The organism is Salinispora tropica CNB-440 (genome assembly GCF_000016425.1).
In the GTDB taxonomy this organism is placed as follows: Bacteria; Actinomycetota; Actinomycetes; order Mycobacteriales; family Micromonosporaceae; genus Micromonospora; species Micromonospora tropica.
Genome location: NC_009380.1, coordinates 1,210,299 through 1,228,232 on the forward strand (window position 1 = coordinate 1,210,299; position 17,934 = coordinate 1,228,232).

A 17,934-nucleotide genomic window follows, 5' to 3' on the forward strand; every position below is an offset into this window, starting at 1 on the left:
TCGCCATGCCTAATTCAACCTCACCGGCCACGCCCGATGTTCCGATCCAGCGGGTGTTCATCGTCCACGGCTACGGAGCAACACCCGACAACCACTGGTTCCCGTGGCTGCGGGACCTGCTCACCTCGCGCGGCGTCGACGCCACTACGGTACCGATGCCGGAGCCTCAAGCGCCTTCCGCAGCCGATTGGCACGAAGCCGTCAGCACGGCACTACGCCCTGTTGATGATCGGACCTGGATCGTCGCCCACAGCCTGGGAGCGATTACCGTGCTGCGCCATCTGGCGGCGCTACCGCACCCGTGGACCCTCGGTGGGGCGGTCCTGGTCTCGGGCTTCACCGGCCGACTCGATGGGGTTCCCATCCTGGACACCTTCCTCGCTGACGATGTGAACCTCGCAGCGGTCGTACCGAACATCCTCCAACGTCACGTGATCCATTCCGATGACGACCCCATTGTCCCGCCCGAAGCCTCCGCTGCCTTGGCCGTCCGGCTACAGGCCCAGGTCCACGTCGTCAGGGGCGCCGGTCACTTCCTGGACAGCGAAGGCGTTACCACCCTGCCCTTGGTAGCCGAGCTTCTCGGAACTGCTGAAACGCTCGAATCCCCGATGCACTGATCTCGGAAGATCAGCTCAGCGTACCTCCGCGGCACCCGGACCATGATCAGCATTGTGCGCAGTGACCAGGTTCATGATCCAGCCTGTCGTCGCTCTGCCGGAAGCTGGCGGCAGGGGCGAGCTGCGGCACGGCGTACCTCAGGGAAGAGCGACGGCGACTACACCGTGATCGTGCTGTGCTGATCGGATACATGGGCCTGCTCATAGAACCATTGCAGGTGGCCGAGCAGTGTCTCGGCGGCACCGGCTTGGCCGAGGACCTTCAGCGGGAATCCTGGGCGCAACGTCAGCTTTGCGGCGGCGATGTCGACCCCCGGGAGCTGGTTGAGCCGCTGCCGCAGTTGCTCGCGTAGCACCACGTCGTCGAATGGGTGCCGGTTGCTCAGATGCTGGAACACCACCTCGAACTTCCCGCTTGGGTAGACCGTGGCGGGCCAGATGTCGCCGTCTCGGTGTCCACGTTCGCGGGCCATCAGGAAGCACGATGTCTCGGCGGCGCTGCCATAGAGCAGGCTGCCACTCAGGGCTGTCCACTGGTCGAGCAAGGCCAACGTTGCCCCGGCTCCGTCTCTGCTGCGGCCCGGTTGCAGGTGTCGCGGGTCCTCCCCACGCACGTGGGGGTGCGCCGCGGCAGTGGGAGGTGCAGCGCCTGTTCGACCTGCAGTCTGGCAGGGTTGGCCGCATGGATCTAACGGACGTGTTCGAGTGGCGCGGACGCAAAGTTCGATGGCGTCAAATGGGTTCTGGGCCTGACGTCGTGTTCTGTCATGGGACCCCGTGGTCCTCGCAGCTGTGGGGCCCCTACGCTGAGGCCCTGAGCAGTGAGTTCACGGTTTACCTTTGGGATATGCCCGGCTACGGGCAGTCATCGAAGTTCCCCGATCACCAAGTGTCGTTGGATCTCCAAAGTGAGTTGCTGACTGACCTCGTCTCGCATTGGGAGCTCCAGTCCCCACATGTCGTAGCTCACGACTACGGCGGCGCCGTCGCGTTGAGGGCCCTCCTTTTGCATGGGTGCGCGTTCGCGTCGTTGGCGCTGGTCGACGTGGTGGCGCTGGCTCCCTGGGGGTCGGACTTCTTCCGGCTGGTGGGCGACAACACCGAGGCTTTCCACGCGCTTCCAAGCGCCGTACACGAAGGAGCGCTGCGGGCCTACATCGCAGGAGCCAGTCACGTCGGTTTGACGCCCGGGCAGATGCAGGACCTTGCTTCTCCCTGGCTCGATACCGACGGGCAAGCCGCGTTCTACCGACAGATCGCCCAGGCGGACCAGGCCTACACAGACGAGGTTCAAGGGCTCTATCCGCGTCTCGACCTGCCGGTCCTGGTGGTGTGGGGCAAGAACGACACGTGGATCCCGGTCGACCGCGCTCACCGACTTGCCGAACTCATCCCCGGCGCCCAACTCGAGTTAGTCGATGGGGCTGGTCACCTGATTCAGCTTGACCAGCCCGTACAGCTGGCCACGACGTTGCATCGTTGGCTCACCTCGCAGGCCACGATGAGGTGATGCGGTTCGACACGTGCTCGGCGGCAATCCCGCGTACCTGTTGGGACGTCCGCGGCGTGATCAGCTTCTACGCAGACCGGACTACCTCGGGTTGGTTGGTGAGCACACGGTCCAGCACTCACTCACCCTGCGGACAGAGGGCGGGTTTCCGCAGCCCACTGCGGGACTAACAGGCTTCGGAGCGGAGCCTCGCCAACGTAGCGGATGGCCCAGCTAGCGCCGGGCCATCCGCTACGGCACCCGATCCCGATCGCGAGGGGCTAGGAGATGCTGTGGAAGAAGGTGCGGATGTCGTTGGCGAGTAGTTCGGTGGCATCCATCGCGGGGAAGTGCCCGCCTTCGGTGAACTCGCTCCAGTGGCTGATCGCCTTCCCTGGGTCCATCGTGCGGCGGAGGAGTGGGTGGGTGTCGAACACGGCCCATCCGGTCGGTACGGGGGCGGCCATGACCAGGTCGAGGCCGGAGTGCTCGGACTCGTAGTAGAACTGTGCGCTTGACGCGCCACTGCGAGTGAACCAGTACAGGCTGATGTTGGTGAGGAGTTGGTCACGGTCGACCGACTCGTCTGGGGTCTGGTAGGTGCCGTTGGTCTTGGTCTTGAACTTTTCAGCGATCCACGCGAGCTGACCGACCGGCGAGTCGGTGAGGGCCGCGCCGATCGTGTCGGGGCGGTGGTTGTGCATCAGGAGGTATCCGCGATCGGTCGCGTCTTCGGTGCGTACTGCCTGGATCTGGGTGATTTCGTCGTCGGAGAGGCCGTCGGGGTAGGGGAACTTGTCGCCGACCAACCCGAGTAGGTGGGGGTCGATGCCGAGGTGCGTGCCGATGATGCGCTCGGGGTATTCGGTGGCGAGGCGACCGGTGGTGCCCGAACCGATGTCGGTGCCGTGGGCGGCGAACCTCTCGTAGCCGAGACGCGTCATGATCTCGGCGTAGGCCTCTGCGGTCCGCGCCAACTCCCAGCCGGTCCCGGACAGCGGGGTGGAGAACCCGAAACCGGGCAGCGACGGGATGACCACGTGGAACCTGTCGGTCAGCAGCGGGATGAGGTGCTGGTACTCGACGAACGAGCCGGGCCAGCCGTGGTTCAGCATCAGCGGGGTGGCCTGCGGGTTCGTCGATCGCACGTGGACGATGTGGAACGTCTGACCGTTGACGACCGTCGTGGCCTGTTCGTACTCGTTCAGTTTTGCCTCCTGAGCACGCCAGTCGAAGTCGTCACGCCAGTAGTCGGCGAGTTCCTTCAGGTAGGCCCGGGGGATGCCGCGGCTGAAGTCGGTGCGGTCGTCTCGGCCGGGCACGGGGTCCGGCCAGCGGGTGTGGGACAGCCGGTTACGCAGGTCGTCGATGTCGGCCTGCGGGATGTCGATGCGGAACGGGGTGAGCGCGTTGTTCTCGTGCATGACACCGACGTTCTCAGGCAATGCGGCAGGGTAGCTTCCGCGATTGCTGAAAAGATGGGGAACGTGTTGGAGACCTCTGCCCGCCTGCTTGAACTGCTGTCATTGCTCCAGCTCAAGCGCGACTGGACGAGCGCCGAACTCGCCGGCCGGCTTGAGGTGAGCACGAGGACGGTGCGTGCCGACATCGCCAGGCTGCGGTCGCTCGGCTATCCCGTGCACGCGCGTCCGGGCGTCGCGGGCGGCTACCGGTTGGTCGCCGGGACGGCGATGCCCCCATTGCTGCTTGACGACGAGGAGGCGGTCGCGGTCGCGGTCGGGCTGGGTGCGGTCGCGACCCAGCGGCTCGGTGTCGAAGAGACATCGCTTACCGCGCTCGCGAAGCTGGAGCAGGTGCTGCCCGCGCGCCTGCGTCGGCGCGTCGAGGCGGTACGGGAGGCGACGAGCGTTGTTCCAGGGGTGCGACCGCCGCTTGATCTGTCGGCTCTCGGCGCGGTCGCCGCCGCGATCCGCGGCCACGAGCGGTTGCGGTTCGGCTACACCAAGCCCGGGGGCGGCGAGGGGGTCCGTCATACCGAACCGCAACGACTGGTGAGCTGGGGATCGCTCTGGTACCTGCTTGCGTGGGATCTCGACCGGGATGACTGGCGGGTCTTCCGGGTCGACCGCATGGTGGTGTACGCACCGACGGGTGTGCGGTTTCAGCCGCGGTTGATCCCGGCGGACAACGTCGTCGAGTACGTTGTCGGACGCGTCAGCAAGGCGGCCTGGACCTACCGTGCCCGGGTACTCGTACATGCTCCCGCCGCCACCGTCGCCGCGAAGATCCGCATCCCGGTCGACATCGAGGTGGTCGACGAGTTCACCTGCCAGGTCGTGCTGGGCTCCGACCACCCCGACCGGCTTGCGCTGTGGATGACACAGCTCGACCTCGACATCGAGGTGATCGACGGAGACGAACTCGCGGTGGCGCTCGAGCGCCTCGCGGCGAGGCTCCACCGCGCGGCGGGTGGCGCATCCACGACGTGAGTCTCGACCGTCCGTGCCCCACCGGCTCATGTTGGACCGATCCACTTGGCTGCGTTGGACCGATCATCGGTCAGCTCCTGGCAACCGCTTGGGTAGACGTGGGTGTCAGGGATCCCAGCTTCGTGTCAACGCCGTGCGGACTCCCGCTCAGCAATCCGCCCTTCGCGACCCGTGCTGCTGGAACAGCAGGGGTGACACCCGGCTTCTGGTCGGTGTCGACCAGCGTCTGGCGGCGCCGGTTGTAGATCGCTGGAGCACTGATCTCCAAGTCCCGGACCAGTTCCGCTCTGGCATGCTTGCTGGTATGACTGATCAGCCGCCGAATGGCCTGCCGAGCTACCGCCTGCTGACGGGCCCGGACGACGAAAAGTTCTGTTACCGGGTGAGCGAGGCCCTCAACCTCGGGTATCGCCTCCACGGCAGCCCGGCGGTGACCTTCGACGGAGGACGAGTGATCGCCGCGCAAGCCGTTGTCTGGCCCGGCGCTACCGCAGGATCAGGTACGCCTGAGTCCGTGGACGGTCCTCGGGGTTGATCTCGTGGCCGGACTGCGCCGATCCTGATTGGCCGGAACAGGTCCGGACCACCGGCCGGGATCCGGACCTGGCTCGCGAAGATGTGCGGCGGCGCGTCGTCGGCCAACGTCGCGCGCCGCCACGCGGCGGGGACGGCCGGAACTGCCGCGATGAGGCGGTCCGGACCGGCGGCGAGTGCTGTCCTTGACAGGGAGTTACCGAATTCCCGCAATTCCCCCTTGAGGGAGCTGACGGCCCCTGACGGCCAGGAGCGTGCCTGCTCCCGCCGAGGTGAAGACGGCGGCCAGCACAAGCCAGCCGACCGCACCATGGGTGAGCGCGGTGGTGGTGATGACAAGGGGAGCGAGCATGGCGCCCGCGGCGACGCTGGCTTGGTTGACTCCCTGGTATGCGCCGGCGGAGCTGTTTGGTGCGAAGTCGAACGCCAGGCCCCAGCTGCCGATCTCGGCGGCGACCTCGCCGATGGTGTGCAGAACGGCGGCGCTGAGCAGCAGGACAATGGCGATGGCAGTCGATGTGGTGGCGGATGCCGAGTAGACGAGGCAGGCCAGCGCGAGAGTGAGTCCAGCCACGTGGACGGCTCGGGCGCTACGGCGAATGCCATGAATGCGCCTCGCCAGAGGGGTTTGGATAGCGACGACGAGAGCGGTGTTGAGAAGGAGCACCACCGTGACGGTGATGGTGGGCGCTGAGGTGTGCTCGGTGATCCACAGAGGAACGCCGACGGTGAGAAGGCCGGCATGCATGGCCAAGAGCGCATTCAGCCCGCTGACGGCCAGATAGCAGCGGTCCCGCAACGGTGATGGTCCTGAGCGGTCCGCGGCCATGGTGGCACATGCCTCGTCGTCGCGCGCCCGTGCGGCGAGTTGGCTGCGGATGGCCAGCAACGGCCATACGGAGATCAGGACGAAGATCCCGGAGCCCAGGATCGCCATGATGTAGCCGACCGTGGTGTCGGCGAGCAGGGCCAATCCACCACAGACCGTGCCGACGCCCGTGAAGACGTTGATGACCACGCCGAGGCGAGCTCGGACGAGGACGCGCTCGGCGCCGGTGAACGCATGTGCCAACACGGTGGCCCGGGCGGTGCCCTGAGCGGCTTTGCTGGCGACGGCGACTCCGGCGACCAGGGTGAATGTGGTGAGAGTGGCAGTGGTGGGGTAGGCGAGTAGGGCCAGCCCCTGGCTGGCGGTCGTGGTAACCAGGACTGCCGGTGCGCCGATTCGATCTGCGGCGCGACCGGCGACGAATGAGGCGGCGATCGCGATCGCGCCAGCAATGGTCAGCCCGAGGCCGACCTGGCCGACGCCCAGGCCGACAACCCTGGTGAAGAACAGGGCGCTGACTGTGTAGAACACGCCGTTGCTGAACGAGGAGGCCATGGCTGATGTGGTCAGTGCCGCGGCGACTGGGTCGGCTGGTCGCAGCGTCGTAGCGGAGCTGTGGACGACTACGCCCCATGGCCTGGACGCCGGACGTGAGCGGCTCGGGGCGGTCACGAGTGGGTCGGCGGGCCGAGGGTGCGTGCGAAGCACACCGACTGGGTGGCGCCCACGTAGGGGCCGAAGTTGGGGATCGGATCGTAGCCTTCACGCTCGTAGAACCTCACCGCCTCGGGCTGTAGCGTTCCGGTCTCGAGCACAAGCTGCCGGATGCCGACGTGGTACGCGCGTGCTTCGAGGTCGCGCAGGATTGCCGTGGCAACGCCGGTGCCGCGGTAGGCGGGGACCACGTACATGCGTTTGATCTCCGCCTTGTCCGGTGCGAGCATCCGCAATCCGCCACAGCCGACCGCAGCCCCGTCCGGCTGCCGGGCGACGACAAAGACGGCCATGTCGTCCGCACTGGGTGCGACCCCCGGTTCGTGGTCGTCGTTTCCGTACCGGGAGTCGAGTTCCGCACGTTGCGCGGCGCGCAGCCTGGCTGCGTCCGGCGCCTTCCAGGGCTCTGGGGTGACGAGCACGTCCATCCGGTCCTCCCTCGCTGTTCGTAACAAGCGTTACCGTAGCAGTTGTTACCGTAACATCTGCTACGGTGGCCGGGTTGGATGTGACGGTTCGACAGGGAGGGCGGGATGACTCGTACTCGTGATGTCCAGGCCCAGCGGCAACGACTGTCGGCTGCCACCTGGGCTGTACTGGCCCAGGATGGTTTGACCGGCCTGACGGTCCGGGCCGTAGCCGAACGCGCCGGCTGCAGTACGGGATTGGTGATGCACACGTTTCCCGACAAGCTGTCCCTGCTTCGGCACGCACGGGACCTGCTGCATGAACGCACCGCTGAGCGCATCGAGCGGGCTGAGGCGGCTGCCGCGGACCCACGAGACCGGCTACGAGCCGTGCTGTCGCAGGCGGTCGCCGCCTCTGACGACAAGAGACAGGAGGCCGGGGTCTGGATCGCGTACGCGGCGGCCGCAGTCGCCAACGCCGATCTCGCCGACCTACACCGCAAGCACAACCGCTCCTTTCTCGCCCGCGTCAACCGGCTCTTGTCCGAGGCATACCCGGATCTTGCGCAGGACGTGCGAGCAGATGTAGCCACCGCTCTCGTGGCGCTCGTCGAAGGCATCAACACCCTCGCCGCGCTCGACCCTGCGACCTATCACCCCGCTGAGCAGCGTCGGGCCGTAGAAAGCGCCCTCGTCCGCCTCACCGCACCAGGCAGCATCTCTTCGGGCGGTTGATCGCTGTCTACTGCCGGATGTCCTTGGCGTCGCATCGGGGCGGTTGGCTGCCGCGACGGTGGGCCAGCCGCCGGTCGCCCAGCACTGAATCAGCGTCGCAGGTCGCGTGCGACGGTTGCCCGTCGCGTCGTTGAGGTGCTCGATGGCATGGCCCGCTCGCGCACCTGGACGAGCGGACCGTTGCGCGGGCAGCCGTGGTCAGCTGAGCTGGCGGTCGATTTCGGCCAGCTCCTCGGCGGTCAGGTCGGGGCTGTCCAGCGTGGCGAGGTTGGCCTCGAGTTGGGAGACGCTGCTGGCGCCGATGATCAGACTGGTCATCCGGGGGTCGCGCAGTGCCCAGGCGAGTGCGAGTTGCGCGAGGGACTGGCCGCGACGTTGGGCGATGGCGGCGAGTCCACGGATGGTGGCCAGCCGTTCCGGGCTCACGTCCCGCTCGGACAGGTGGACGCTGGTGCGTACCCGGGAGTCGGCGGGGATGCCGTCGAGGTAGCGGTCGGTAAGCAGGCCCTGCGCCAGTGGGCTGAAGGAGATGCAGCCGGCACCGACATCCGTGAGCGTGTCGAGCAGCCCGTCCTCCTCGGTCCAGCGGTTCAGCATCGAGTACGACGGCTGGTTGATCAGCAGCGGGGTGCCCAGGTCGCGCAGGATCGCCGCGGCCCGTCGGGTCTGTTCCGAGGTGTGGTTGGAGATGCCGACGTAGAGCGCCTTGCCGGCCCGAACGACGGCGTCCAGGGCGCCCATCGTCTCTTCCAGCGGGGTGTCCGGGTCGTACCGGTGGCTGTAGAAGATGTCGACATAGTCCAGTCCCAGGCGGCGTAGCGACTGGTCCAGGGAGGCGACCAGGTATTTGCGGGACCCCCACTCGCCGTACGGTCCGGGCCACATCAGGTAGCCGGCTTTGCTGGAGATGACCAGTTCATCGCGGTACGGCTTCAGGTCCGTGGCGAGCATCCGGCCGAAGTTCTCCTCGGCTGAGCCCGGTGGTGGGCCATAGTTGTTGGCGAGGTCGAAGTGGGTGACGCCGAGGTCGAAGGCCCGGCGGACGATGTCCCGCTGTCGATCGAAGGGGCGGTCCGGCCCGAAGTTGTGCCACAGGCCGAGCGAGATCGCCGGCAGGCGGAGCCCACTGGTCCCGCTGCGCCGGTAGGTCATCTGGTCGTAGCGTGTGTCGGCGGCCTCGTAGGTCACGATCATGAGGGTAGCCGTCGACCGGGTCAGGTCAGCTTGCGGGCGTAGCAGACGGAGAGTGACTCGTCCTGGTACGGGCCGAAGTTGGCGATGCGGTGGTAGCCCTCCCGTTCGTAGAAGCGGATCGCGTCGGGTTGGGCGGGGCCGGTCTCCAGCAGCAGGGTCTGTACGCCGGCGGTGCGGGCGGCCTCCTCCAGGGCGTGGAGGATGGCTGTCGCGACGCCGGTGCCGCGGGCGCTCGGCTCGACGTACATCCGTTTGATCTCGGCGGATTCGGTGGAGAGGAAGCGGAGGCCGCCACAGCCGAGCGCGGTGCCGTCGTGGTCGCGGGCGACGAGGAAGACGGGGATGCTGTCGGCGGTGGGCGGGGCGCCGGGCTCGTGGTCGTCGCTGTGGTAGCGCGCGTCCAACTCGGCGCGTTGGGCGGCGCGCAGTCGGGTGCTGTCGGTGGATTCCCACGGTTCGGGGGTGACGGAGACCATCGTGTCCTCCTTGTTCGTAACAAGAGTTACCGTAACGTACGCTACGAGATGGGGGAGCCGGACCGGGGAGGGTGGATGGTCAGACGACGTGACCTGGCCGACCAGCGGCAACGCCTCTCGGCGGCCACCTGGTCGGTGCTTGCCGAGCGCAGCCTGCCCGGTCTCCTACGACCGTCGGTTCGTTGACCGGGTCGGGGAGCTGGCCGCCGCGTCCGGCCCGACTGACCCGGGGCGGACCGCTCGTCCACCGCCACCCGTCCGGGTGAACACCGCGCCGGAACGCGAGGCGGACCGGCGAGTCGCGGGTTTGACTGGCAGGCGTGGACAGCGCAGCGCTGGGGCGGGCCTACGACGAGCTGCTCGCGGAGGTGGCCGCGGGCGGCTTCGGGCCCGCACCACACGGGCGCTTCGGCGCCGAGCAGATCATCGCCCATCTCGTCGCGAACGACGAGCTGATGATCGAGGCGACCGAGGCGGTCCTCGCCGGCTCGCCGTACGCCTACTACGACCTGGAGGTGGTGCACCGGCCCCAGGTCGATGCGTTGGTCGCCGAGTTCGGTGGCCTCGACGGGCTGGATACGCGGTTGCGCGCCACCAGTGGGCAGCTGGTGGCCCTGGTCGACCGGCTCGGCCCGGCGGCCGGTACACCGGTCGACACCCATCTGCGCGAGGGCTACGACCTGGCCGTGGACGGTCCGCTGCCCTGGGGGCGGGTGCTGGACCTACACGCCCGGGTTCACCTTCCCAAACACCGGGCCCAGCTCCGGGTGCTCCGGGGAGCCGAGTAACCGGTCAGCCGAGCTGCCACTGTTGGTCGGGGGTGTCGACGCAGGTGGTCTGCCGGATCTCGGTACCGGCGTCGGGCCTGCCGGCGTCCGGGTACGCGCACCGGCCGCTGTGCAGCGCCGCGATCAGCACCGGACCACCGGCGGTGGGTACGAGCCGCCACTGCTGGTTGGCCTCGCCGTGGCAGGGGTACTGCTGAAGCCTCGCCCCGTCGTCGGCGTTGGCGCCCTCGACGTCGAGGCACATGTTCGAGGCCTGGTTGACCAGGGCTACCAGGCCGGAGCCGATGGATTTGGGGAGCCACCGCTGTCGCGAATCGTCGCCGCGGCAGTCGAGGAGTTTCGCGGTCGCCTGCGCGCCGTCTCCGTCGATGCCCAGGCAACGGCCCGACGCCACCTGGCGAAACACCGTCGGGCCGGTGGGTTGGGCCGGCGCGGTGGACGGGGTGGACGTCGGGGAACTGGTCCCCACGGTTGGTGGGGCGGACGGCTCCTGCGCCGCCGGGGTCGATGTGCCGGTCGACCCGGTCGCGGCCACCGCCGGGACGGCTGGAGTGCCGCCGCCCCCCGGACCACCGAGGACGAAGAACCCCCCGAGTAGGAGGCCGGCGACGCCGACGAGCGCCGCCCCCCACATCAGCGGATCGCGGGGTAGCCGGGGACGGGTGGCGCCGGGGCGGTGGTAGACGGTGCCGGCCCGGTCGGGGCGTTGCGCGGAGGCGGACATGCCGGCATCCTGACCCACCAACGGGGGGTACGGCCAGCCGCCCCGGCCGCGTTGCTGTGCCACCGAGGGCTGCCGACTCGGTTCGACATTTCGGTATCGGCCACCGTGGACCTCCGCTGTCTGAGTCGTACCTAGGCGTAAAGTGATCTCATGTATGCCGTGCGTGATCATGATCAGGCCGTGGCCCAGCTCCGGCGGTCGTACGCGGCGGTGCGGCCGGGAGAGTCGGTCCGCCTTGCCAAGCGCACCTCGAACCTGTTCCGCCCACGCGCGGCGCCGCGCGCGCCGGGCCTGGATGTCAGTGGCCTCGGCGGCGTCCTCCACGTTGACCCGGCGGCCCGCGCCGCCGAGGTGCAGGGCATGTGCACGTACGAGGACCTGGTTGACGCGACTCTGCCACACGGGCTGATGCCGCTGGTGGTGCCACAGCTGCGCACCATCACCCTTGGCGGGGCGGTGACCGGCCTGGGGATCGAGTCCACGTCGTTCCGTAACGGGCTCCCGCACGAGTCGGTGACCGAGCTGGACGTGCTCACCGGGGCGGGGGAGGTCGTCACCGCCCGACCGGAGGGGGAGCACGCCGACCTGTTCGCCGCCTTCCCCAACTCGTTGGGCAGCCTCGGCTACGCGACCCGGCTGCGGATCGAGCTGCAACCGATCGGCCGGCGGGTCGCGTTGCACAATGTGCGGTTCAACCGGCTGGAGGAACTGGCTGACGCGATCGGCGAGGTCAGCGCCACCCGCTCGTGGGCCGGCGCGACGGTGGACGCGATGGACGGGGTGATGTTCAGCCCTGACGAGGCGTACCTGGTGCTCGCCACCTTCACCGACGACGCCGGGCCGGTGAGCGACTACACCGGTCAGGAGATCTACTACCGGTCGCTGCGGCACCGTACCCAGGATGCGCTGACCGGGCACGACTACCTGTGGCGCTGGGACACCGACTGGTTCTGGTGCTCCGCGGCGTTCGGGGCGCAGCACCCGGTGGTGCGCCGGATCTGGCCGGCGCGCTGGCGGCGCAGCGATGTCTATCACCGGCTGGTCCGGTTGGAGCACCGGCATCAGGTGGCCGCGCGGATCGACCGGTGGCGCGGCCAGCCGGCGCGGGAACGGGTGGTGCAGGACGTGGAGATCCCGCTGGAGCGGGTCGCCGACTTCCTGCGCTGGTTCGCCACGGCCGTGCGGATGACCCCGGTCTGGCTCTGCCCGTTGCGGCTGCGGGAACCGACCGGGTCGGGGTCGGCCCGGTCGTGGCCGCTGTATCCGCTGCGGCCCGGGCAGGACTACGTGAATATTGGGTTCTGGGGAAGCGTGCCGATCACCGGGGGCGCCGCCGACGGCGACATGAACCGGGCGATCGAACGCAGGGTGTCGGAGCTTGGCGGGCACAAGTCGCTCTACTCCGACGCGTACTACGACCGGGAGGTGTTCGACCGGCTGTACGGCGGCGACACCTGGCGGGCGGTCAAGGACCGCTACGACCCGGCTCACCGGCTCACCGGACTGTACGAGAAGGCGGTAGCACGAGCATGAGTCTGATCGATCGACACCAGCGGGAAGCGAGCGTCCCCGCGGCACCGTCGCGGGTGGCCCGAGGTCGGGGCCGGACCCTGGCCGATGTCATTCGGGCGCTGACCACCGAACCCCTGCCGGTACGGATCACCGGGTACGACGGCAGCTCGGTCGGCCCGGCTGACGCCGGCATCACCCTCGCCATCCGATCCCCGCGCGGCCTGTCCTATCTGCTGACCGCCCCGGGTGACCTGGGGATGGCCCGGGCATATGTCAGCGGCGACCTCGGCCTGTCGGGGGTGCACCCGGGTGACCCGTACGAGGCGCTGCGGGTCCTCAAGGACGAGCTGCGGTTGCGGGTTCCGCCGGTGCCCGAGGCCCTGGCCCTGGCCCGGGGCCTGGGCTGGGAGCGGCTGCTACCGCCGCCACCTCCGCCCCAGGAGGCGGTGCCCCGGTGGAAGCGGGTGATGGGCGGGCTGCGTCACTCCCGCATCCGGGACAGTAGTGCCATCTCGCACCACTACGACGTGTCGAATGCCTTCTACGAGAAGGTGCTCGGGGAGTCGATGACGTACACCTGCGCATTGTTCCGCTCGCCGCAGGACTCGTTGGAGACGGCGCAGGCGGCCAAGTACGACCTGGTGGCGCAGAAGCTCGCGGTCAAGGCCGGGGTGCGGCTGCTGGATGTGGGCTGCGGGTGGGGCGGCATGGTCCGGCACGTGGCCCGGGAGTACGGCGTCCAGGCGCTCGGGGTGACCCTGTCCAGAGCACAGGCCGAGTGGGCGCAGGCCGCGATCGAGCGGGAGGGGCTGACCGGGCTGGCCGAGGTGCGGTACCTCGACTACCGGGACACGCCGCGGGAGCAGTTCGACGTGGTGTCCTCGATCGGACTGACCGAACATATCGGGGTACGTCACTATCCGGCGTACTTCGGCTCGCTCCGGGACCGGCTGCGGCCCGACGGCCGGCTGCTCAACCACTGCATCACCCGTGCCGACAACCGTGCGCCGCACCGCTCCGGGGCGTTCATCGACCGGTACGTCTTTCCGGACGGTGAGCTGGCCGGGCCGGGCCGGGTGCTCTCCGAGATCCATGACGTGGGCTTGGAGGTGCAGCACGAGGAGAACCTGCGCCGCCACTACGCGTTGACGCTTGCGGCCTGGTGCCGCAACCTCGTGGCGAACTGGGACTTCTGCGTCGGCGAGGTGGGTGCGGGAACCGCCCGGGTCTGGGGCCTGTACATGGCCGGATCCCGGATGTCGTTCGAGCGCAACGCCATCCAGCTACACCAGGTGTTGGCGACGCGGACCAGCGCCGCGGGGGTGACGAGCTACCCACTGCGGCCGGACTGGCTGCCCTGACTCCGGTGCTGCCGGCGGTCGCCACCGGGGGTGACCGCCCGCAGCGACTCCCCGTACCGACTCCCCCGTACCCGCCCGGGTTGGTGGCTGCCGGGACGCGGCCACTAGCCTGGAGCGGCTCGGAGGAACGGGGGAACGGTGAGGAACCGACGTGTCGTCGTGCTGGTCGCCGTCCTGGTGTCAACCTTTGCGTTGCCGCTCTCGCTGACCGGGGCCTCGGTGGCGCTGCCCGAGATCGGGCGGGATCTTGACACCGACCTGGCCGGGGTGCAGTGGGTGGTCAACGGCTACAACGCCACCTTTGCCAGCTTCATGCTCGCCACGGGTGCCCTGGCTGACCTGTTCGGTCGGCGGCGGGTCTTCGCCATCGGGCTCACGATCTTCGCCGGGGCGGGGTTGCTCGCGATCGCCGCCGGCGACATTCTTCTGCTGAATCTGCTGCGCGCACTCGCCGGTGTTGGTGCGGCTGCCGCCGCGACCAGCGCGGGGGCGTTGCTGGCCAACACCTTTCAGGGGCAGGCCCGGATGCGCGCGTTCAGCGTCTTCGGGATGGCCATCGGCGCCGGTCTGGCTTTCGGCCCGTCGATCTCGGGGCTGCTGATCGACCTTCTGGGATGGCGGGCGGTGTTCGCCGCGCCCGCGTTGGTGGCGGTGGCGGTACTGCTGCTGGTTCCGTGGCTGCCCGAATCGCGTCAACCGCACGCGGGCCGGCTCGACTGGGGCGGGACCGTCTCGTTCACCGCCGCACTACTGCTGTTGATCTTTGGCTTCGTGCAGGGGCCGGCGTACGGCTGGGATGACCCGAGGATCGTTGCCGCCTTCGCGGCGACGGCAGCTCTGCTCGTCGTCTTCGTCCGGGTGGAGCGGTCCCACCCCGAGCCGATGTTCGACCTGACCCTCTTGGCCAACCCGCGCTTCGTCGGTATCTGTCTGGCAGCGGCCACCGTCGTCGCTGTCCTGGTGCCGCTGCTGGTGTATCTGCCGTCGTACCTCACCACGGTGGTCGGGCTGACGCCCAGCGCCGCCGGCCTGACCCTGGTTCTGTTGACCGCGCCGACGGTGGTGTTCCCGCTGCTCGCCGGGGTGCTGACCCGGTGGCTGTCGGCGGCGGCGGTGATCGTCGCCGCCGTCCTGACGGTCTCGTCGGGGGCGGCGTGGGCGACGGTGATCGCCCCGACCAGCGGCACGGCTGACCTGGCCGGCCCGCTGCTCGTCATCGGTGTCGGCATCGGATTGTCCATCGGGCTGCTCGACGCGCTCGCCATCGGAAGCGTACCGCCGCATCGGGCCGGTACCGGTGCCGGGATGATCAACACTGCTCGGTTGGCGAGCGAGACCGTCGCCATCGCGGTCGTCGGCGCGGTGCTGGCAAGCACCACCGCGGGCCGGCTGGCCGATCCCGGCTTCACCAGCGGGCTGCGCACCGTGCTCTGGGCGATGGCCGGTGCGGCGGCGCTCGCCGCGCTGACCGTCGCGGTGCTGGTCCGTCGAAATCAGCGTCGATAGCGACTTGACCCCTACGTTGCGGGAGGCGGCAGCCTGGATCGCGGAAGGGAGGGGCCATGGCTTACTCGGTGGGGCAGGTGGCGAAGGCGGCCGGCGTAACGGTTCGGACGCTGCACCACTACGACGAGATCGGGCTGCTGTCGCCACACGGTCGCAGTAGTGCGGGCTACCGCCGCTACAACGACATGGATCTTGAGCGGTTGCAGCTGATCCGCTACTACCGGGAGCTGGGGTTCCCGTTGGACGAGATCGCCACGATTCTGGACGATCCGGCGAGCGACCCGGCGGAGCACCTGCGTCAGCAGCACGAGCTGCTGACCGGGCGGATCGGGAAGCTCCAGGAGATGGTCGCGGCGATCGAACTCGCGATGGAGGCACGGAAGATGAACATCCAGTTGACGCCGGAGGAGCGGTTCGAGGTCTTCGGCGACGCCGATCCGGAGTTGTACGCCGAGGAGGCGAAGCAGCGGTGGAGCGGCACCGAGGCGTACCAGGAGTCGTCCCGGCGCACCTCCGGCTACTCGAAGGACGACTGGCTGCGCCACAAGGCCGAGAACGAGGACTGGGGCCGCCGGTTGACCGAGGTGATGGCGTCTGGGGCGGCGACGGACAGCCCGGCGGCGATGGAGCTGGCCGAGGAGCACCGGCAGCTGATCAGTCGGTGGTTCTACGACTGCCCCTATGAGGCGCACACCGGCCTGGCCGACATGTACCTCGCGGACCCACGGTTCACCGAATACTTCGAGCGGATCCAGCCAGGAATGGCCGCCTACCTCAGCGAGGCCATCCACGCCAACGCGGTCAGCCGGGCTTGAGCGAGGGGGCGGGGCACGGGCTCCGACGGTCGTAGGCTGGCTGGTGGGAATTTCGCCAGCCTACGACCGTCGAGGACTGGCGGGTGCGATTCGCCAGTGGATCACGAGTGTGGGAGGTCCGGCAGGTGCTCATCGTCGCCGGAAGCATGTACGTCGACCCGGAGGATCGAGACAACTACCTCGCCGGTTGCCTCGAGGTGGTGACCGCCGCGCGAGACGCGTCCGGCTGTCTCGACTTCACGATCAGTGGGGACCTGGTCGAGCCCGGCCGGATCAACGTCTACGAGCGTTGGGAGACCGAGGAGCAGCTGCTGACCTTTCGCGGTGCCGGCCCGACCGAGGAGCAGCAGGTGGCGATCCGGGACGCGAAGATCTATCGATATGAGATCTCCGGCGTAGAGACACCCTGACGCAGCGGATCCACCTATCGTCCTGAATCACTCCGCCGATCGGACACACTGCTCGTTATAGGCCGTCCCTCGCGGGGTTCCACCGGAGTTGGTCCTGGTGACACCCCGAATGGTGGCCTACGCGGCGGAGGAGTCGGCGTGGCGATGACTGACTCGACGGGTTCGACGTGGCGGTACCAGTGGGCGTACCGGCAGAACGAACGGCGGCAGCGGGTGTTCCGTGAGGCCGACGGGGCGTGGCGGCGCCGGGATGAGGAGCTGCGGCGCCTGCGTACCCTGGCTGAGGAGTTTGGCGGCTCGGCCGACGCGGGCGCCGGTCTCCCGATCGAACTCGATCCCGGAGAGACGGTCTGCTGGGTGCTGCCCGCCGCCCGGCTGGTCGAGGTCCGACGTGCGGCGGTGCTCCCCGCGCCCGAGCTCACGGTCACCCTGCGACCCGGTCCGCTGCGCAAGCGGCGCCCGGACGGCGTACGGATCGCCGACACCGGCATCGCCGTGATCACCAACCGTCGTCTGGTCCTGCTCGGTGGACGCGGTCGGCGAGACTGGGCGTACGGCAAGTTGACCGGTCTGGCCCACGATCCCTGCGCGCCGGTGACGCTGATCCAGGTGCTCGACCGGCGGCGCGCCTCCGGCCTGCTCCTGCCATCGGACGTGGCGGCCGACTTCCGGTTCAAGCTGAGTGTGGCCTTCGCGGACGCGATCGAGCAGCGGGAGGTGGTGCTCGCCCAACTTGACGAGGCCCTCGCCGAGCACACTCAGCGCAAACCGCTTCGTCCCCCCGTCGTCACGCCCGCGCAGGCGCGGCTGACTGGGTTCGTCCTCGGTGGCGCGCGGACGCTGGCCGTCGCCGCCGGGGTCGCCCTGCTGGTCCCGGCGGCGTTGATCGTCTCTGCCCCGTCCGCCCCGTCCGCCCCACCTGATTCGAGCCGGACAGAGGTGGCGGCGGCGGCGACGGCCGGGCTGGCGGCCGAGCCGCCCGCCGCTACCAGTACGGCGACCGCTACCGCCTCGGCTACCGCAGCCACCTCTGCGACCTCTGCCACGGCTGCCAGTGCGGCTGCCACCATGGCGGGGTCGCCAGCACCGTCGCCGATCGCGGCACCAGACCTCTGCGGCGCCCCGACCAACCCACTGGGGTATGGCTTCTGCGCTGGTGACCCGATCCGGAAACCGGTCACCGAGGTGTGTGACTGGCTCGACTGCGTGCCGGGATTCTGGGACGGCCGTGGGTACCTGGTGCAGTGTGGGAACGGCTCGGTCAGCCTCGCCGGTGGCAGCCCACGCGTCTGTGGCCAACACGACGGTGTCTGGCGCACCTTCCGTACGCTGAGCCCGCAGCCGGGATGAGCCCCTTTGGGGACCTCTTC

At 68.9% G+C, this 17,934-nt stretch carries 19 protein-coding genes and 1 pseudogene; 13 read left to right on the forward strand and 7 right to left on the reverse strand.

Annotation, left to right across the window (positions count from 1 at the left end; genetic code table 11):
* The first annotated feature begins 5 nt into the window (after positions 1 to 5).
* Positions 6 to 620 carry an RBBP9/YdeN family alpha/beta hydrolase gene (locus tag STROP_RS05365; protein WP_011904966.1) on the forward strand — a complete coding sequence of 205 codons (615 nt, stop codon included), beginning with the start codon at positions 6 to 8 and terminating at the stop codon, positions 618 to 620.
* Positions 621 to 778: 158 nt separating this feature from the next.
* Here the strand turns inward: STROP_RS05365 and STROP_RS05370 are convergent, their stop codons facing one another.
* Complete coding sequence (locus STROP_RS05370; RefSeq protein ID WP_011904967.1) at positions 779 to 1,171, reverse strand: hypothetical protein; 393 nt, start codon at positions 1,169 to 1,171, stop codon at positions 779 to 781.
* Between the two features lie 185 nt (positions 1,172 to 1,356).
* On the opposite strand from STROP_RS05370, the gene STROP_RS05375 reads away from it, so the two are divergent.
* Positions 1,357 to 2,130, forward strand: coding sequence for an alpha/beta fold hydrolase (locus tag STROP_RS05375; RefSeq protein ID WP_238380305.1), 774 nt, complete (start codon positions 1,357 to 1,359; stop codon positions 2,128 to 2,130).
* A 260-nt stretch (positions 2,131 to 2,390) separates the two neighbouring features.
* Here the strand turns inward: STROP_RS05375 and STROP_RS05380 are convergent, their stop codons facing one another.
* On the reverse strand, positions 2,391 to 3,533 hold the full coding sequence (locus STROP_RS05380) for an epoxide hydrolase family protein (RefSeq protein WP_011904969.1): 1,143 nt from the start codon (positions 3,531 to 3,533) through the stop codon (positions 2,391 to 2,393).
* Positions 3,534 to 3,596: 63 nt separating this feature from the next.
* Between STROP_RS05380 and STROP_RS05385 the strand changes: the two genes are divergently transcribed.
* The gene (locus STROP_RS05385) at positions 3,597 to 4,559 is read left to right on the forward strand and encodes a helix-turn-helix transcriptional regulator (protein WP_011904970.1); all 963 of its coding nucleotides are present in this window, start codon (positions 3,597 to 3,599) and stop codon (positions 4,557 to 4,559) included.
* 304 nt (positions 4,560 to 4,863) lie between these two features.
* Positions 4,864 to 5,094 carry a DUF1737 domain-containing protein gene (locus tag STROP_RS05390; protein WP_028680577.1) on the forward strand — a complete coding sequence of 77 codons (231 nt, stop codon included), beginning with the start codon at positions 4,864 to 4,866 and terminating at the stop codon, positions 5,092 to 5,094.
* Between the two features lie 195 nt (positions 5,095 to 5,289).
* On the opposite strand, the gene STROP_RS05395 is transcribed toward STROP_RS05390, so the two are convergent.
* Together STROP_RS05395 and STROP_RS05400 are read right to left on the reverse strand one after the other, a co-directional pair.
* Positions 5,290 to 6,594 carry an MFS transporter gene (locus STROP_RS05395; RefSeq protein WP_028565945.1) on the reverse strand — a complete coding sequence of 435 codons (1,305 nt, stop codon included), beginning with the start codon at positions 6,592 to 6,594 and terminating at the stop codon, positions 5,290 to 5,292.
* Complete coding sequence (locus STROP_RS05400; protein ID WP_011904973.1) at positions 6,591 to 7,064, reverse strand: GNAT family N-acetyltransferase; 474 nt, start codon at positions 7,062 to 7,064, stop codon at positions 6,591 to 6,593. The genes STROP_RS05395 and STROP_RS05400 overlap by 4 nt, the downstream gene beginning before the upstream one ends.
* A gap of 105 nt (positions 7,065 to 7,169) precedes the next feature.
* On the opposite strand from STROP_RS05400, the gene STROP_RS05405 reads away from it, so the two are divergent.
* On the forward strand, positions 7,170 to 7,778 hold the full coding sequence (locus STROP_RS05405) for a TetR/AcrR family transcriptional regulator (protein ID WP_011904974.1): 609 nt from the start codon (positions 7,170 to 7,172) through the stop codon (positions 7,776 to 7,778).
* Positions 7,779 to 7,976: 198 nt separating this feature from the next.
* Here the strand turns inward: STROP_RS05405 and mgrA are convergent, their stop codons facing one another.
* Together mgrA and STROP_RS05415 are read right to left on the reverse strand one after the other, a co-directional pair.
* Positions 7,977 to 8,972 (reverse strand): L-glyceraldehyde 3-phosphate reductase, encoded by a 996-nt coding sequence (gene mgrA, locus STROP_RS05410; RefSeq protein ID WP_037331507.1) that lies wholly within the window; start codon positions 8,970 to 8,972, stop codon positions 7,977 to 7,979.
* 20 nt (positions 8,973 to 8,992) lie between these two features.
* Positions 8,993 to 9,448 (reverse strand): GNAT family N-acetyltransferase, encoded by a 456-nt coding sequence (locus STROP_RS05415; protein ID WP_011904976.1) that lies wholly within the window; start codon positions 9,446 to 9,448, stop codon positions 8,993 to 8,995.
* Between the two features lie 75 nt (positions 9,449 to 9,523).
* Between STROP_RS05415 and STROP_RS24630 the strand changes: the two are divergent.
* Positions 9,524 to 9,613, forward strand: a pseudogene (locus STROP_RS24630) (TetR/AcrR family transcriptional regulator); the annotation flags it as partial.
* Positions 9,614 to 9,768: 155 nt separating this feature from the next.
* Positions 9,769 to 10,236, forward strand: coding sequence for a hypothetical protein (locus tag STROP_RS05420; protein ID WP_011904977.1), 468 nt, complete (start codon positions 9,769 to 9,771; stop codon positions 10,234 to 10,236).
* 4 nt (positions 10,237 to 10,240) lie between these two features.
* Here the strand turns inward: STROP_RS05420 and STROP_RS05425 are convergent, their stop codons facing one another.
* Positions 10,241 to 10,960, reverse strand: coding sequence for an RICIN domain-containing protein (locus tag STROP_RS05425; protein WP_011904978.1), 720 nt, complete (start codon positions 10,958 to 10,960; stop codon positions 10,241 to 10,243).
* A gap of 150 nt (positions 10,961 to 11,110) precedes the next feature.
* Between STROP_RS05425 and STROP_RS05430 the strand changes: the two genes are divergently transcribed.
* The 6 genes from STROP_RS05430 (at position 11,111) to STROP_RS05455 (ending at position 17,914) form a co-directional block, all read left to right on the forward strand.
* Positions 11,111 to 12,493: an FAD-binding oxidoreductase gene (locus STROP_RS05430; protein WP_011904979.1), complete on the forward strand. Its 1,383-nt coding sequence runs from the start codon at positions 11,111 to 11,113 to the stop codon at positions 12,491 to 12,493.
* Complete coding sequence (locus STROP_RS05435) at positions 12,490 to 13,833, forward strand: SAM-dependent methyltransferase (protein WP_011904980.1); 1,344 nt, start codon at positions 12,490 to 12,492, stop codon at positions 13,831 to 13,833. The genes STROP_RS05430 and STROP_RS05435 overlap by 4 nt, the downstream gene beginning before the upstream one ends.
* Before the next feature lie 138 nt (positions 13,834 to 13,971).
* A complete protein-coding gene (locus tag STROP_RS05440) occupies positions 13,972 to 15,339 on the forward strand; it encodes an MFS transporter (RefSeq protein ID WP_011904981.1) in 1,368 nt (455 codons plus the stop codon).
* A gap of 56 nt (positions 15,340 to 15,395) precedes the next feature.
* Positions 15,396 to 16,154 carry a MerR family transcriptional regulator gene (locus STROP_RS05445; RefSeq protein ID WP_011904982.1) on the forward strand — a complete coding sequence of 253 codons (759 nt, stop codon included), beginning with the start codon at positions 15,396 to 15,398 and terminating at the stop codon, positions 16,152 to 16,154.
* A gap of 107 nt (positions 16,155 to 16,261) precedes the next feature.
* A complete protein-coding gene (locus STROP_RS05450; RefSeq protein WP_026274986.1) occupies positions 16,262 to 16,564 on the forward strand; it encodes a putative quinol monooxygenase in 303 nt (100 codons plus the stop codon).
* Between the two features lie 138 nt (positions 16,565 to 16,702).
* On the forward strand, positions 16,703 to 17,914 hold the full coding sequence (locus tag STROP_RS05455) for a hypothetical protein (RefSeq protein ID WP_043535216.1): 1,212 nt from the start codon (positions 16,703 to 16,705) through the stop codon (positions 17,912 to 17,914).
* Positions 17,915 to 17,934 lie beyond the last annotated feature (20 nt).

Bases quoted from the DNA above. Each gene is read 5' to 3' on its own strand.
- STROP_RS05365 (WP_011904966.1), top strand. From the start codon at position 6: ATGCCTAATTCAACCTCACCGGCCACGCCCGATGTTCCGATCCAGCGG.
- STROP_RS05375 (WP_238380305.1), top strand. From the start codon at position 1,357: ATGGGTTCTGGGCCTGACGTCGTGTTCTGTCATGGGACCCCGTGGTCC.
- STROP_RS05380 (WP_011904969.1), bottom strand. From the start codon at position 3,533: ATGCACGAGAACAACGCGCTCACCCCGTTCCGCATCGACATCCCGCAG.
- STROP_RS05390 (WP_028680577.1), top strand. From the start codon at position 4,864: ATGACTGATCAGCCGCCGAATGGCCTGCCGAGCTACCGCCTGCTGACG.
- STROP_RS05400 (WP_011904973.1), bottom strand. From the start codon at position 7,064: ATGGACGTGCTCGTCACCCCAGAGCCCTGGAAGGCGCCGGACGCAGCC.
- STROP_RS05405 (WP_011904974.1), top strand. From the start codon at position 7,170: ATGACTCGTACTCGTGATGTCCAGGCCCAGCGGCAACGACTGTCGGCT.
- mgrA (WP_037331507.1), bottom strand. From the start codon at position 8,972: ATGATCGTGACCTACGAGGCCGCCGACACACGCTACGACCAGATGACC.
- STROP_RS05415 (WP_011904976.1), bottom strand. From the start codon at position 9,448: ATGGTCTCCGTCACCCCCGAACCGTGGGAATCCACCGACAGCACCCGA.
- STROP_RS05425 (WP_011904978.1), bottom strand. From the start codon at position 10,960: ATGTCCGCCTCCGCGCAACGCCCCGACCGGGCCGGCACCGTCTACCAC.
- STROP_RS05430 (WP_011904979.1), top strand. From the start codon at position 11,111: ATGTATGCCGTGCGTGATCATGATCAGGCCGTGGCCCAGCTCCGGCGG.
- STROP_RS05435 (WP_011904980.1), top strand. From the start codon at position 12,490: ATGAGTCTGATCGATCGACACCAGCGGGAAGCGAGCGTCCCCGCGGCA.
- STROP_RS05445 (WP_011904982.1), top strand. From the start codon at position 15,396: ATGGCTTACTCGGTGGGGCAGGTGGCGAAGGCGGCCGGCGTAACGGTT.